We start from the raw sequence: 15,395 nt of genomic DNA, 5'->3' as shown, positions 1-15,395 counted from the left end.
TTCTACAGGCCAGCTGCCTTTCGCAATGCGGCGGCACGGGAGGTCGACTCCCATGGCAGGTCAACGTCGGTACGACCGAAGTGGCCGTAGGCCGCAGTCTGCCGGTAGATAGGACGCAACAGATCGAGATCACGGATGATGGCCGCCGGGCGAAGGTCGAAGACTTCGTTGACTGCCGCTTGAATAGCGGCGTCGCTGAGCCCCTGATGTGCGGTGCCGAACGTCTCGACGTACAGGCCCACCGGCTTCGCACGGCCGATGGCGTAGGCCACTTGCACCTCGGCCCGATCGGCGAGTCCTGCGGCGACGATATTCTTAGCCACCCAACGCATTGCGTAAGCTGCGGAGCGGTCAACCTTACTCGGATCCTTGCCAGAGAAGGCACCGCCGCCGTGGCGGGCCATGCCTCCATAGGTGTCAACGATGATCTTGCGGCCAGTAAGACCCGCATCGCCCATTGGGCCGCCGAGGATGAAGGATCCGGAAGGGTTAACCAGCAAGGTGGTTTCTTCGCCGTAGTACTTTTCCAAGCCAGCATCCTGGATGACCCACTCGACGACGTGCTTGCGCAGCTGTTCCTCAAGCCACTTCTGGGTCACGTCTTGGTCATGCTGGGTGGAAATGACGATGGTGTCTAAGTGCGAAGGAACGTTGTTGTCGTCATAGGCGAAAGTCACCTGGGTCTTGCCGTCTGGGCGGAGGTGATCAACGATCTTCTCCTTGCGCACCTCGCTGAGGCGGCGGGAAAGACGGTGCGCCAGAGCGATGGGCAGCGGCATGAACTCGGCGGTCTCGTTGGTGGCGTAGCCGAACATCAGGCCTTGGTCGCCGGCGCCTGCGGAGTCATTCTCCTCATCAAAGTCGTCACCGCGATCGCGGGCCTCGGTAGAGGTGTCGACGCCGGCGCCGATTTCCTGGGACTGCTCGCCAATGGCGACGTTTACGCCACAGGTATGTCCGTCGAATCCGACGTCAGAAGAGGTAAAGCCGATGTCCGTGAGAGTCTTGCGCACCAATTGCGGGATCTCGACATAGCCGGTGGTGCGGACCTCACCTACTACGTGGACCTGGCCGGTGGTGACTAGGGTCTCGACGGCGACGCGAGCATGCGGGTCCTTCTCGAGCAGCGCGTCGAGGATGGTGTCGGAGATTGCGTCGCAAATCTTATCCGGGTGTCCCTCAGTCACAGACTCACTGGTGAACAAACGGGTAGCCGGTGCATGGTTAACAGTCACAAATATTCCTTAGTGCAGAAAGAAGTGCTTATTTAGCGTTCATTGCATGGTTCTGGCCCCAAGCTTTAACAACTAGCCAGCATAGACCAAGCGGTCTATTAATGCAATTAGGCCGGTCTACTAGCTGAGGATTTGATTCACAGCATCCAGGATCTGCGCTGCGACCACATGCTTTGAGCCATGGGCAACGACTTGCGGCTCGCTATCCCGGCGTAGAATCCACCCTTCGCTGGTGGTCTGGCCGAAGACCTTGCCCTCGCCCACTTCGTTAGCCATGAGTACATCGCAACCCTTGCGTTCAAACTTCGCTTGCGCGAACTCCAAAGCCGTATGGGTGGAATCGCCAGTCTCGGCTGCAAAGCCGACGATGACGACGCCTTCTTTGAGCTCTCCTGCTGCACGCTGGGCCACCAGCCCCTTGAGGACATCGGGATTTTCCACGAGCTGGAGTGAGGAGAGAGCGTCGTCAGCCGTGCCCTTTTTCATCTTTGAGTCGGCGACAAGCGCTGGCCGGTAGTCAGCGACGGCTGCGGCCATGATGATGACGTCGGCGTCCTTCGATTCCTCAGCCATTGCAGCCTCTAGGTCTGCGGTAGAGACCACGTTTCGGATTTTGGCTCCGGATGGCACAGGAAGCTCAGCGGTATTTCCGGCCACGATGACTACCTCTGCCCCGCGCTGCGCTGCAATCTCGGCTAACGCAAAGCCTTGGCGCCCAGAAGAGCGGTTGCCGAGGTAGCGCACTGGGTCTAGGTTCTCCTGGGTGCCTCCCGCGGAGATGACGACCTTCTTGCTTGTCCAATCATGCGGGATACGGTAGCCGTCTAGCTCAGTGCGCACGAGCTCCGCGATCTGCGCAGGCTCAGGTAGACGGCCGGGGCCAGAATCCTTACCAGTAAGCCGTCCATGGGCAGGCTCCATGACTGTGATACCACGGCGACGCAGCGTAGCAACGTTTTCAACGGTGGCCGGATTGAGCCACATCTCGGTGTGCATGGCCGGTACTACGATGACCGGGCACGTGGCCACAAGCACGGTTGCTGTCAGCAGATCATCTGCGCGGCCTGCAGCGATTCGGGCGATGACATCTGCAGTAGCCGGCGCGATAACAACGGCATCAGCATGCTGGCCAATATTGACGTGCTGCACCTCATCGACGGCATCGAATACAGTTGTGGAGACGGGATTGCCGGAGAGCGCTTCGAAGGTTGCAGCGCCAACGAAGTTTAGCGCAGCGGGCGTTGGAACAACGCGGACTTCATCGCCGTGCTCTTTAAGGTCACGGACCAAGTGGCAAGCCTTGTAGGCAGCGATTCCGCCAGCCACGCCAACGACGATGCTACGCGGCTGCTTCGCCAGCTCCTGGCTGCTAGTAGGAGCCGCTAGATTCTCAATTGCGTCAGTCACCCGCCCGAGTCTACAGGGTGGTACTCCACGCACTTGAACATGCCGAAGGCCCCCAATCACATCGGGTGATGCGAGCGGGGGCCTTAACGGGAGAAAGCTTACTTGCCTTCCTCGTGGTCGAGGAGGCCAGCTTCAATCTCACGAAGAGCGATGGAAAGCGGCTTCTCGCCGGCCTCAGGAGTTACCAGAGGTCCAACGAACTCGAAGACGCCCTCATCCTGCTCTTGGTAGTAGCTGTTGATCTGGCGCGCGCGCTTTGCGGCGAAGATCACCAGTGCGTACTTGGAAGAGACCTTGTCGAGGAGCTCATCGATCGGAGGGGCGGTAATGCCCGTTGGCGGATCGAATACTGGCTCTGGCTTCTGGGCCTCAGTATTAGCAGGGGTGGTCACGTTAGTCACATGCACCTTTACTTCACTTGGAAATGGTCAAAATCTAGTTCTATCCCTGCAGGATATCACTAATTGCTGCCACGGCGTCATCAAGATTTTCATTGACAACCACGTGGTCGAACTCGTCTTGAGCGGCAAGTTCCGCGTGTGCGGTTTCTAGCCTGCGGTCGATGACATCCTGCGGCTCCGTTCCACGACCGGTCAAGCGCTCAACGAGCACTTCCCAGGATGGTGGCGCCAAGAACACGGTTTTTGCCTCAGGCAAAGCCGCCTTGACGTTGCGAGCCCCTTCCAGATCTACCTCGACAAGCACGGGGCGACCAGCTGCCATTGCCTCTTGTACAGGACGGGCAGGAGTGCCGGAGCGCTGCAGGCCACCGTGGATTTCTGCCCATTCGAGCATCTCCCCGGCGTCGATACGCTGTTGGAAGGTTTCAGGAGTAACGAAGAAATAGTCAACCCCGTCCTGCTCACCAGGTCGGGGTTGACGCGTCGTCATTGAGACGCTGAAGTACAGCTTGTCGACGTCATTGCGCAGGCGCGAAACTACAGTGGACTTACCCACCGCGGACGGCCCAGCCAGAACGACTAGGCGACCGCGTGTAGTTGCGTCAGACATCGCGACTCTTATTCGCCGTAGCCGAAGCGCTCGAGCAGAGCACGGCGCTGGCGATCACCGAGGCCGCGCAGACGACGGGTCTGAGCAATCTCGAGATCTTCCATGATTTCCTTAGCCTTGACCTTGCCAACCTTCGGCAGAGCCTCGAGGAGCGCGGAGACCTTGGTCTTGCCGATGATCTCATCGGTCTCAGCCTTGTCCAGAACGTCCTTCAGGTTGGTCTCGCCGCGCTTCAGCGCAGCCTTGAGCTCAGCGCGAGCCTTGCGAGCCTCAGCAGCCTTTGCGAGAGCTTCCTTGCGCTGCTCATCAGTCAACTTGGGAAGGGCCACGGGTTTCCTCCGATTTCATTAGATCGATAATTTACGTCCAGTAAGTCTTACCAGATTCCGGCCGCAATAACGGGAGCGAATCCCTTGATGCCATGAGAACTCCCCGAGCTACAACCCTTGAGTAGAGCTCGGTTTTGCCACTTGGCGCGAACCGACTTCTGGCAATCCTAGCACTGGTGTTTACGCGATGACATTATTTGGGTCCAGTTTGGATGGAATTCCCGCACGTCATCGCGGTGCGTTTTACAAACTACCAGGTAAATGGCGGGCCTGTTAATCGGCCACACCACTTCCCTAAAAAGCAATCTCTGCCAGTGCTTCCTTCACGGCTTCCTGCAGGTCACGCACCTGAGGTCCGCGCGAGAGCACAGAGCGGGAAACATTTGCAAAACCAAGTTCCGGCGCTGCGATGGTGATTGCTTTCACGTCCTGTGCCGTGGCCCCTTGTGCTCCAACGCCAGGAAGCAGAACTGGACCCGCAAGCTGGTCAAGGACCGGTGGATGCTTTAATGTTGCACCAACGACTACTCCGACATTGCCAGCACGGCCTTCTGCTGCGTAAGACGCATTAATCGCAGCACATTGATTGACTACTCCCTGTGCCACCGTCACACCGTCAGCGTCCCTGATGGACTGGGAACTCACCGCTTCAGGATTGGAGGTCGCAGCGAGAACGAACACACCGCGTCCAGTCTCTTCCGCCAAGTCGAAGACTGGTTTAAGAGAGCCAACCCCCAAATACGGCGATACCGTGACCGCATCCGAAAGCAACGGTGAGGCCTCCCCTAACCAAGCATCAGCGTAGCCAGCCATGGTGGAACCGATATCACCGCGCTTTGCATCAGCAAGCGTCAGACATCCGGCCTCGCGTAGGCCCTGGAGTGTTTCTTCCAGTACTGCAAAGCCGGCGGAGCCGAAACGCTCAAAGAAGGCCACCTGCGGCTTAACCACGGCAACAGTGTCAGCAAATGCTTCCACACAGGTGCGAGCAAACGTCCGCAGACCGTCAACATCGTTGTTCAGGCCCCAGGCCTGCAGAAGGTGCGCGTGTGGGTCAACGCCTACGCACAGACGTCCACGCTCAGCCCCTGCAGCGACCAGCCGCTCACCAAAGGTCTTACTTGGTTGGACCATGCTCGAGCTCCTGGAGTGCACGGACCTCGAGGTCACCAACACGAAGCGCCTCGATACCCTGGACCGCTGCGGTTACGCCCTGCACAGTGGTGATAAGCGGCACGCCTACAGATACCGCAGCCGCGCGGATGTCGTAGCCATCGTGGCGTGCGGTACCAGAACCAGCTGGCGTATTGAGGATGAGGTCAATCTTGCCACCAAGGATTTGGTCCACGATGGATTCCTGGCCCTCTGCAGCCTCAGATACCTTGACTGCTACTTCACAGTCAATACCGTTGCGGCGCAGCATCTGCGCGGTTCCCGAGGTAGCGATGATGTTGTATCCCATGTAGGCCAGACGCTGGATCGGGAAGATGAGGGTGCGCTTGTCGCGGTTAGCCACCGAAACAAACACGTTGCCCTCAGTTGGCAGCGGGCCGAAGGCTGCCATCTCGCCCTTGGCATAAGCAGCACCGAAGTTGCTGGCAAGGCCCATGACCTCACCGGTGGACTTCATCTCCGGCGAAAGAAGGGTGTCAAGCAACTTGCCGTCTTCGCGGCGGAAGCGATTAAACGGCAGAACAGCTTCCTTAACGGCGATCGGGTGTTCAATTGGCAGCGAGCCGCCATCGTAGTCAGTTGGAATCATTCCCTCAGCCTGCAGGCTGGCGATAGAATCGCCCAACATCACACGTGCGGCAGCCTTAGCTAGCGGGACGCCTGTTGCCTTAGAAACGAAAGGCACGGTACGCGATGCGCGCGGGTTAGCCTCGATTACGTAGAGGATGTCATCCTTCAGCGCGTACTGAACGTTCATCAAGCCCTTCACGCCGATGCCGTGTGCAAGGGCGCGAGTGGACTGACGGACCTTTTCAATGTCCTCAGGGCCCAGGGTCATAGGAGGCAGTGCGCAGGAGGAGTCACCGGAGTGAATACCGGCTTCCTCGATGTGCTCCATCACGCCGCCCAGGTAGACATCCTTGCCGTCGCAGAGCGCGTCGACGTCAATTTCGATTGCATTATCCAAGAAGCGGTCAACCAACACTGGGTGGTCGGAGGTGATTTCGGTGGCGCGCTCAATGTAATCGCGCAAGGAGGTCTCGTCGTACACGATCTCCATACCGCGGCCGCCCAAGACATAGGACGGACGGACCAAGACAGGGTATCCAATGCTGAGGGCAACAGAACGTGCCTCCTCGAAGGAGGTGGCGGTACCAAAGTCTGGTGCTGGCAGCTTTGCTTCAGCAAGTACCTTGCCGAACTCGCCGCGGTCCTCGGCCAGGTCGATTGCCGATGCGGAAGTACCAACGACTGGAACACCGGCCTGAGTCAGGCGCTCAGCAAGGCCCAGTGGAGTTTGTCCACCAAGCTGGACAATGACGCCAGCTACCGGGCCGGACTCGGATTCCGCATGGAATACCTCCATCACGTCTTCGAAGGTTAACGGTTCAAAGTAAAGGCGGTCAGCAGTGTCGTAGTCCGTGGACACGGTCTCAGGGTTGCAGTTAACCATGACGGTCTCGTAGCCCTGTGCGGACAGCTCGAGCGCTGCGTGAACACAGGAGTAGTCAAATTCGATGCCCTGGCCAATTCGGTTCGGGCCGGAGCCCAGGATGATGACTTTTCCTTTGCTGTCGTCCGGCGCCAGCCGGACCTCGGACTCAGCGTCTGGGTCGAGCTCGTAAGAGCTGTAGTGGTACGGAGTCTGTGCCTCGAACTCACCTGCACAGGTGTCGACGGTCTTGTACACCGGGCGAATGCCCAGGGACCAACGCAGGGAACGAACGCCATCCTCGCCCGCGAACTCAGGACGAAGCGCGGCAATCTGGGCGTCGGAAAGCCCGAAGACCTTTGCCTCACGCAGAAGCTCAGCATCGAGAACCGGCGCATTAACGAGTTCTGCACGGAAATCAACGAGTGCCTTGAGCTCAGCAAGGAACCATGGGTCAATCTTGGAGTGCTCGTGGAGTTGCTCAACGGTAGCGCCCAAGCGGAAAGCTAGTTCGACGTCGTACATGCGGCCCTCAGTCGGGCGCTCGAGGTCCTTGAGGACTGCGTCCAGATCCTGAGCACGATCGCCTGCAAAGAATTCGTCAGGCTTGGTCCAGAACCCGTTAGGCTTGCTCTCGAGCGAACGCATCACCTTGTTGAGACCAGAGATGTAGTTGCGGCCGATGCCCATGGCCTCACCCACCGACTTCATGGTGGTGGTCAGGGTGTCATCTGCACCTGGGAACTTCTCGAAAGCAAAGCGAGGAGCCTTGACGATGACGTAGTCCAAGGTCGGTTCAAAGGCGGCCGGGGTAACACCCGTGATGTCGTTCTGAACCTCATCCAGCGTGTATCCAATGGCCAACTTTGCAGCCAACTTGGCGATGGGGAAGCCCGTTGCCTTGGAGGCAAGAGCGGAGGAACGAGACACACGCGGGTTCATCTCGATGACGATGATGCGGCCATCAACCGGGTTGACGGCGAACTGGATGTTGCAGCCGCCGGTGTCAACGCCGACCTCGCGAATAATCGCAATGCCGAGGTCACGCATCTTCTGGTACTCGCGGTCAGTCAGGGTCAGGGCTGGTGCCACGGTTACAGAGTCACCAGTGTGCACGCCCAATGCATCGACGTTTTCGATAGAAGCGATGACCACGACGTTATCGTCGCCGTCGCGCATCAGCTCGAGCTCAAATTCCTTCCAACCAAGGATGGATTCCTCAATGAGAACGTTGGCCTCGGGCGAAGCAGCCAGGCCGCCGCCTGCGATGCGGTCGAGATCTTCCTGGTTATAAGCCAGGCCAGAACCCAAACCACCCATGGTGAAGGAAGGACGCACGACTACCGGCAGGCCAAGGTCTGCAACGGTCTCGTGGACCTCGTCCATGTTGTGGCACACGCGGGAGCGCGCAGACTCGCCACCGATGGAGGCCACGATGTCCTTGAACTTCTGACGGTCCTCGCCGCGCTCGATAGCGTCAATGTCTGCACCAATGAGCTCGATACCGTACTTATCAAGAATGCCAGCGCGGTCGAGCTGCACGGCAGCGTTCAGCGCGGTTTGGCCGCCCAGGGTAGCCAGGACAGCATCAATCTTGTGGCCCTCTTCGAGCTCCTTGACGATGATCTTCTCAATGAAGACAGGGTCGATTGGCTCGACATAGGTGTGGTCGGCAAATTCCGGGTCGGTCATGATGGTGGCCGGGTTGGAGTTGACCAGGGTGACGCGCAGTCCTTCTTCTTTCAGGATGCGGCAGGCCTGGGTGCCCGAGTAGTCAAACTCACAAGCCTGACCAATGACGATCGGGCCGGAGCCGATAACCAGGACGTGGTTTACATCGTTGCGCTTTGGCATAAGTTTCTAATCCTCTTCCTGGTTCTTACTTGTTCGGGGTGTGCTCGGTCATCAGCTCAATGAACTGATTGAACAGCGGGTTGGCATCGTGAGGGCCGGCTGCCGATTCAGGGTGGTACTGCACGGAATAAGCCATACCGTCCTTGAGCGCCACGCCTTCAATGGTGTTGTCGTTAAGACAGGTGTGGGTCACGATGCCGCGACCGAAATCGGTGTCGAATTCCTCGCCAGCCGGATTCTCTTTGCCGGATGGGCTAGCGATAGCAAAACCGTGGTTCTGAGAGGTGATATCAATCTTGCCGGTCAGGTGATTCCGGACCGGAACGTTGATGCCACGGTGGCCGAACTTCATCTTGAAGGTGTCTAGGCCCAGGGCACGACCCAGAATCTGGTTACCGAAGCAGATTCCGAAGAAAGGCACGCGGGCGTCCAGAACATCGCGCACAACGACGACCATCTTGTCAGCGGTTGCTGGGTCACCAGGGCCGTTGGAAACGAAGACCCCGTCCGGGTTGTACTGTTTGATCTCCTCGTAAGGGGTGTTCGCCGGCACGACGATGGTCTCAATTCCGCGCTTAGCAAAGTTGGCCGGAGTCGCTGTCTTGACGCCCATATCGTAGGCAACAACGGTGAACTTCTTCTCCCCCTCTGCCGGAACGGTATAAGGCTCGTTAGTCGAGACCTCTGCCGAAAGGTCAAGACCTTCCATCGACGGCTGTCCCTTGACCTCAGCAAGCAACTCCTCGACAGGGCGCTCGGCTGCCTCGCCGCTGAACACGCCGGCGGCAATGGAACCGTAGTTGCGCAGGTGGCGAACTAGGGTGCGGGTGTCGATGCCGCGGATGCCGATAATGCCCTGGTTTTCCATCTCTTCGGAAAGTGAGCGCTCGGCACGCCAGTTAGACACGCGCTGTGCAAGGTCGCGGATAACCAAGCCCGCGACCCAGAGCTTGTTGCCGTGGGACTCGTTGTCCTCGTCATTCCAGCCAGTGTTACCGATCTGTGGTGCGGCTGCAACCACAATCTGGCGGTGGTAGGACGGGTCCGTCAAGGTCTCCTGGTAACCGGTCATGGCGGTGGTAAACACTGCCTCGCCGAGTGTGGTGCCGGTGGCGCCGAACCCGTATCCACGGAAGGTACGACCGTCAGCCAGCACGAGAATTGCCGGGATCCTTGCCGGTTTGTTGTCAGTCACAATGTGGCCTTTCTCTGGCTCAAAAGATTTCCTAGGTTGCAAGATTACTTGCCTTCAGCTTCGTCTGCGCCGAGTTCATAAGTTACGGTGCCGCGCAGAATGGTGTGGGTGACGCGGGCGCCAAACTCCTCACCTTCATAAGGATTGTTTTCAGACTTCGAGGCAAGCTGCGTGGAATCAGATACCCACGGGTGCTCCGGGTCAACGATGGTCAGGTTCGCAGGCTCGCCAACCTCAATCGGACGACCATGACCTGGTAGCTTGGTGATCTCAGCTGGGCGCTCAGACATCACGCGGGCGACGAAACGCCAATCAGCGAGCCCAGTGGCAACGAAGATTTTCGCAATGACCGCCAGTGAAGACTCTAGGCCCAACATGCCAGGCTTCGCGTTCTCGAACTCCACACACTTGTCCTCCGAGCCATGCGGCGCATGGTCGGTTGCAACGACGTCGATAAGCCCATCGAGCAGGGCTTGGCGCAAAGCAAGGGTGTCACGCTCCTCGCGCAGCGGCGGGTTCACTCGGAACACACCGTCATAGGTCACGAGCTTCTCGTCGGTGAGCAGCAGGTGGTGCGGGGTGACCTCTGCGGTCAGCGGGATGTCCTGGCTCTTAGCCCACTTCAAAAGCTCCACCGTGCCTTCGGTCGAGGCGTGACAGATGTGCATACGGTTGCCGTAGTCACGGGCGAGCAGGGCGTCGCGGGCCACGATGGACTCCTCAGCCACGCGCGGCCAGCCACGCAGACCCAGCTTCGCGGCGGTCTCGCCCTCGTGCGCCGAAGCACCCTGGGTCATACGGTGATCCTCCGCGTGCTGCGCCAACAAGACATCCAACCCCTTGGCGTATTCCAGCGCGCGGCGCATCAGCTGCGGATCCTGGACGCACTTACCGTCGTCGGAGAACATGCGGACCTTCGCGTCAGAGCGCGCCATCATGCCGAACTCAGTAAGAGTCTTGCCCTCGAGGCCCTTGGTGATGGAACCCACCGGGTGAACGTCGCACAAGCCCAGTGCCTGCGACTTAGCCCAGACGGACTCAGCGATGATCGGCTGGTCAGTAACCGGAGTGGTGTTAGCCATGGTGAACACCGCAGTGAATCCACCCTTGGCGGCTGCCTTGGAACCGGTCTCGATGGTCTCGGTGTCCTCACGGCCAGGCTCGCGCAGGTGGACGTGCATGTCCACGAGGCCCGGCAGCAAGACGTTGCCCTGACCGTCGATGCTCTCATCGAAGGAGGTGTTGGATTCCAAGTTTGCTCCGATGGCAGCAATTACGCCGTTCTCAATAAGGAGCTGCACTGGCTCGCCTTCACCGTAAGGGCGAACGTTGGTCAGCAACAGACTCTTTTCCGCGGGGGCGGAAAGACGGCCGGTTTCTGGATAGTTAGTCATAAGTTGCTCTCCCCTTTTAGATTCCGGCGTTCTCGCCATTAGTCAGAAGTGTGAACAGCACTGCCATGCGCACGTGGACACCGTTGTTTACCTGCTGCAGAACCGCAGTCTGGTCATAGTCAGCAACCGCGTAATTGATCTCCATGCCACGGAGCATAGGACCTGGGTGCATGACGATGGCGTCCTTCTTCATCGCTGCAGCACGCGTCTTGGACAGCCCGTAGAGGTTGGCGTATTCGCGATGCGACGGGAAGAAGCCACCGTTCATGCGCTCAGCCTGAACGCGCAGCATCATCACAACGTCGGCGTCGGCAATCTCAGAGTCAAAATCATAGGAGACGTTCACCGGCCAGGTATCTACTCCGAAAGGCAAGAGGGTCGGCGGTGCCACAAGGGTGACCTCCGCGCCAAGCGTGGTCAGCAAATCAACATTGGAGCGGACCACGCGGGAGTGCAGGCAGTCACCAACGATCTTGACCTTGAGACCTGAGAAGTTTCCGTCCTTTAGACCAAGACGTTGACGCATAGTCAAGGCGTCGAGAAGCGCCTGCGTTGGGTGCTGGTGCGCACCATCGCCCGCGTTGATAACGGACGGGCCCTTGCCACCTGGTGCAACCCATTCGGAAAGCTGCTGAGCAGCTCCCGAAGATGGGTGGCGGATGATGATGGCGTCCGCGCCGATGGAGGAAAGAGTGAGGCCCGTGTCCTTGAGGGACTCACCCTTCTTCACTGACGACGTCGAGGCAGACAGGTTGATGACATCAGCAGACATCCACTTACCCGCGGTCTCAAACGAGGAACGGGTGCGAGTGGAGTTTTCATAGAACAGGGTAAAGACGGTACGGCCGCGCAGCGTCGGCAGCTTTTTAACCTCACGGCCGTCGAGAGCCTCGTGGAACCGGTCGGCTTCGTCGAGAAGGCCAACGATCTCGTCCTTGGACAGATCTGAAATGGACAGTAAGTGCTTCATTTAAGCCTCCGCGGTGGTGCGGGTCAGGACGACGGCGTCGCGGTCGTCAATATCAGCGTTGAAGACGGTGACGTCTTCGTCGCGTGCCGTAGGGATGTTCTTGCCCACGTAATCAGCGCGGATCGGAACCTGGCGGTGACCGCGATCAACGAGGACAGCGAGCTGGATGATGTCGGGGCGTCCCACGTCCGAGAGAGCATCAAGTGCCGCTCGAATCGTACGACCGGAGAACAAAACGTCATCAACCAAAATAACGGTTGCGCCGTTAATTCCTCCGTTAGGGATCTTGGTTGGCTGCAGGGCACGGTGCGGTTTGCTGTTGAGATCATCGCGGTAGAGCGTGATGTCCAACGAGCCCCATGGAACTTCCACCCCTGAAAATTCCTCAATTTTGGTTGCTAGGCGCATAGCCAATGGCACGCCACCAGAGGGAATGCCAAGGAGCACGACCCGAGGTGCGTCCTCAGAGTCGAGCGCCGTCTTTTCAATGATCTGGTGCGCGATGCGTGCGACAGTTCGCGCGACGTCATCAGAGCTCAACAGCTCATTTGACTCCGCGTTGGTGCCAGTTCCACTCATCGTGACCTCCTTCCCCGCCTCACGGTGCGGTCTTTAAAGGATGCCGGTAGATGTAATCGAGGGAAATCTGCCGCGGGATTGCGCAACAAACTCCACCTCGAATGGTATTGGATGTCTATGCTTAAAAGACAGCAATTACTTTAGCACTTCGGTGCCTAACTTGTGTGCACTTGCGCACGGTGAAACCACACAGCAGCACTCCGCGCTGCTAGCGTCGTGCATAGCTATCAAGAATTAGTTCGTTTGGTGCTGTTAAGGCGTTAATAAGGTAACCAAACAGATGAGAAGGAAGGCACAGGCCTAGTGAGTTTTTCGGCACAGCACGTGGTACCTGCCCCACGTGAGCAAGTATGGCAATGGCACGCCCGCCGAGGAGCCCTAGCGCGTCTTACTCCTCCATTCGTTTTCATGACGCCGCTCCAACAAGCCGAGTCCTTGGCAGACGGTACATCGATTCTCGGCCTGCCAGGCGGACTTAAATGGATCGCGCGGCATGACCTTTCGCGCTTCCAAACCGGAGTAAGTTTCACCGACGTCTGCCTGACCGCGCCAATGCGCTCCCTGGCTACATGGCGCCATGATCACCTTTTCAAAGACGAAAAGCAGGAAGGCGCCGAGGTCCCGTACACGCGGATCACGGATAACGTCGATACCCGCATTCCAGCCCACGCGATGAACTCCCTGTTCGCTTACCGCCAGCAGCAGCTCATCAAGGATTTTGAATTCCTTACGCAGCTCAAGGAGCTGGGACCGCATGCGCTACCCCCTGCAGTCGCTGAGCAACAAGCCGTCCGTCCGCTCGTCTTCGCTATTACCGGTTCCCGTGGCGGGGTGGGCCGTGCGTTGACTGCCCAGCTCACCACCGCTGGGCACCAGGTCAACCAACTTGTACGCGCCAACCCGAAGCCGGGCCAGCGTTTGTGGCGGCCACATCTGCCTTCACCTGAGCTCTTAGAAGGCGTAGATGTACTCATTCATCTCGCTGGCGAGCCGATCTTTGGGCGATTCAACAGCGCCCACAAGGCAGAGATTCGGGACTCCCGCGTGGGACCGACGCGCCTCCTGGCGCAGGTTGCAGCTCATACTCCAGGATTGAGCACCATGGTGTGCGCGTCTGCTATTGGTTTTTATGGATCTGACCGTGGCGATGAAGAGCTGACCGAAGCCGCACCGCGCGGCGAGGGATTCCTCGCCGATGTCGTAGAGGCCTGGGAAGATGCTTGTGCTCCTGCCCGGAACGCGGGAAAGCGGGTAGTAAATGTGCGCACCGGCATCGCTCTCTCTGGCAACACCGGCCTGCTCCCAATTCTGCGCGCCCTTTTCTCCACAGGACTCGGTGGCTCTTTCGGAAAAGGCGAATTTTGGTATAGCTGGATTGCACTCGATGATCTCACCGACATCTATTTCCGCGCCGCGGTAGATCCCCAACTTAACGGCGCTATCAACGCAGTCTCCCCCACCCCAATCCTTAACAAGGAGTTTGTGAGCGCATTGGGCGAGGAACTCAAACGGCCTGCTGTAGTGCCGATCCCCACGATCGGGCCGGCACTGCTTTTGGGCAAAGAAGGCGCGCGTGAGTTGGCCTTGGCCAACCAAAGGGTACTTCCCACAAAGCTTCAGCAGGTGCGTCATTCCTTCCGCTATGAAAGTGTCGATGCGGCCCTTGCACACGAGCTGGGCGGCGAAGAGCTGTGGGGGTCTAAGTCGCAGCGCGGGTGAGTAAACACATCACCTATCACTCCGGTACCCTTGGGTGAGTCGTCCAATTTGTTCACTAAGTACCAACGTGAGGATTGTAATCAGTGACTGATCAGCCCAACGGTCAACCCACCATCGTGCCAGACACCCCAATTGAGGCAGTGACTCTTGAGCGGGTGGCTGAAATCTTCGATTCAGAGAATCTGGAGTACCGCATCGAAGAGCAACCAGTATCTGAGGACCAGACGGTCCAGCTGCTGCGTACTGGTTTCTCGAATACCGCCATCGCATTGCAACTGCGCGGAAATACGCTCACTGCTGATTCTGTGTGGCGCGGTACTGTTCCTGCTTCTGAGGGGCCAAACCTCCTGATGCTGATCAACCAGTGGAATCAGACTCACTTTGCACCCACTTTCCGTTTCTTCGAAGGCCCGGAAAACACCCTGGCTGTTTCCGGCGTTCGAGAACTAGACATCACGCACGGCGCGTCGCGTAACCAGCTTGGTGCCTTCGTGATGTCCACTTTGGACGCCATCTTGCAGTCCTTCGCGTGGATGGAAGAACAGTACCCGCAGCTCGTAACCTGGGAGGAGCACCAGAATGACTAATCAAGCCGCCGCTCAGCCGCAGGTCGATCTAGACCGCGTTATTGAAGCCATGAAGACCTTCGACATTGAACTAACTGCAGTCGAAGGCCGCGATGACGCGGCTACCGCTAACCTAAACGGCCTACCATGCCTTTTTGCAGTCCTAGACTCAGTGACCATCGTCCGCTGCGATGTTCCTACCGATGCTTCTTATGCAAAAGCCGACGCCGGTCTTTTCTTGGCTGCTAATCAAATCAACTCCGTCGCGTTAGGTGCACGCGCAGTCATCACCGAGCACGAAGGACTCCTCGTGGTCCGGACCGAGCGGGATATTGCTTGCGCCGCTGGAATGTCCGATGAGCAACTCGCTGCTTCGTTGAAAGTAGCTGTTGACGGCGTTATTGGCGCCCAGGACGCCATGGTGGCTTCCGCAGAAGAGATGGCGAAGTTGGGGTCCGAGACAGCGGCGAAGGCCGGCGAGGATTCCTAGCCTCTACAACGCAGCTTAAGCGCCCCAAGCCTAAGTTCTCA

Annotated in this window: 14 protein-coding genes; 3 read left to right on the top strand and 11 right to left on the bottom strand. The window is 58.4% G+C overall.

Translation table 11 applies throughout. The annotated features are described in order from the left end of the window. Nucleotides 1–2: 2 nt before the first annotated feature. The 11 genes from metK to pyrR all read right to left on the bottom strand — a co-directional run bounded on the left by metK (nt 3) and on the right by pyrR (nt 12,579). Nucleotides 3–1,235 carry a methionine adenosyltransferase gene (metK, locus tag HMPREF3148_RS01015; protein ID WP_049151709.1) on the bottom strand — a complete coding sequence of 411 codons (1,233 nt, stop codon included), beginning with the start codon at nt 1,233–1,235 and terminating at the stop codon, nt 3–5. Nucleotides 1,236–1,355: 120 nt separating this feature from the next. After that, nucleotides 1,356–2,594, bottom strand: coding sequence for a bifunctional phosphopantothenoylcysteine decarboxylase/phosphopantothenate--cysteine ligase CoaBC (gene coaBC, locus HMPREF3148_RS01010; protein ID WP_049191675.1), 1,239 nt, complete (start codon nt 2,592–2,594; stop codon nt 1,356–1,358). A 146-nt stretch (nt 2,595–2,740) separates the two neighbouring features. Further along, nucleotides 2,741–3,043 (bottom strand): DNA-directed RNA polymerase subunit omega, encoded by a 303-nt coding sequence (gene rpoZ / locus HMPREF3148_RS01005; RefSeq protein ID WP_005531648.1) that lies wholly within the window; start codon nt 3,041–3,043, stop codon nt 2,741–2,743. Between the two features lie 40 nt (nt 3,044–3,083). Further along, complete coding sequence (gene gmk / locus HMPREF3148_RS01000) at nt 3,084–3,653, bottom strand: guanylate kinase (protein ID WP_005531650.1); 570 nt, start codon at nt 3,651–3,653, stop codon at nt 3,084–3,086. Nucleotides 3,654–3,661: 8 nt separating this feature from the next. Beyond that, a complete protein-coding gene (mihF, locus tag HMPREF3148_RS00995; RefSeq protein ID WP_005531652.1) occupies nt 3,662–3,982 on the bottom strand; it encodes an integration host factor, actinobacterial type in 321 nt (106 codons plus the stop codon). 294 nt (nt 3,983–4,276) lie between these two features. Beyond that, complete coding sequence (gene pyrF / locus HMPREF3148_RS00990; RefSeq protein WP_070508563.1) at nt 4,277–5,116, bottom strand: orotidine-5'-phosphate decarboxylase; 840 nt, start codon at nt 5,114–5,116, stop codon at nt 4,277–4,279. Then, complete coding sequence (gene carB / locus HMPREF3148_RS00985; protein ID WP_070508562.1) at nt 5,100–8,441, bottom strand: carbamoyl-phosphate synthase large subunit; 3,342 nt, start codon at nt 8,439–8,441, stop codon at nt 5,100–5,102. The genes pyrF and carB overlap by 17 nt, the downstream gene beginning before the upstream one ends. Before the next feature lie 25 nt (nt 8,442–8,466). Next, nucleotides 8,467–9,636, bottom strand: a complete 1,170-nt coding sequence (carA, locus tag HMPREF3148_RS00980; RefSeq protein WP_070508561.1) for a glutamine-hydrolyzing carbamoyl-phosphate synthase small subunit — start codon at nt 9,634–9,636, stop codon at nt 8,467–8,469. Between the two features lie 44 nt (nt 9,637–9,680). After that, nucleotides 9,681–11,030, bottom strand: a complete 1,350-nt coding sequence (locus HMPREF3148_RS00975) for a dihydroorotase (RefSeq protein ID WP_049145867.1) — start codon at nt 11,028–11,030, stop codon at nt 9,681–9,683. A 16-nt stretch (nt 11,031–11,046) separates the two neighbouring features. After that, entirely contained in the window at nt 11,047–12,000 is a 954-nt protein-coding gene (locus HMPREF3148_RS00970) for an aspartate carbamoyltransferase catalytic subunit (protein WP_049151711.1), read from the bottom strand. Further along, a complete protein-coding gene (pyrR, locus tag HMPREF3148_RS00965) occupies nt 12,001–12,579 on the bottom strand; it encodes a bifunctional pyr operon transcriptional regulator/uracil phosphoribosyltransferase PyrR (protein ID WP_005531662.1) in 579 nt (192 codons plus the stop codon). It abuts the gene before it with no gap. A gap of 303 nt (nt 12,580–12,882) precedes the next feature. Here pyrR and HMPREF3148_RS00960 point away from each other — a divergent pair, with 303 nt between their 5' ends. From HMPREF3148_RS00960 to HMPREF3148_RS00950, 3 genes are all read left to right on the top strand, one after another. After that, a complete protein-coding gene (locus tag HMPREF3148_RS00960) occupies nt 12,883–14,298 on the top strand; it encodes a TIGR01777 family oxidoreductase (protein WP_049151712.1) in 1,416 nt (471 codons plus the stop codon). Between the two features lie 83 nt (nt 14,299–14,381). Beyond that, nucleotides 14,382–14,885, top strand: coding sequence for a YbjN domain-containing protein (locus HMPREF3148_RS00955; RefSeq protein ID WP_005531666.1), 504 nt, complete (start codon nt 14,382–14,384; stop codon nt 14,883–14,885). Then, nucleotides 14,878–15,354: a YbjN domain-containing protein gene (locus HMPREF3148_RS00950; protein ID WP_005531668.1), complete on the top strand. Its 477-nt coding sequence runs from the start codon at nt 14,878–14,880 to the stop codon at nt 15,352–15,354. The genes HMPREF3148_RS00955 and HMPREF3148_RS00950 overlap by 8 nt, the downstream gene beginning before the upstream one ends. Nucleotides 15,355–15,395 lie beyond the last annotated feature (41 nt).

It is taken from the genome of Corynebacterium sp. HMSC05D08 (assembly GCF_001807215.1).
GTDB classification, from domain to species: Bacteria; Actinomycetota; Actinomycetes; order Mycobacteriales; family Mycobacteriaceae; genus Corynebacterium; species Corynebacterium striatum.
This window is presented reverse-complemented; position numbering and strand designations above follow the sequence as displayed.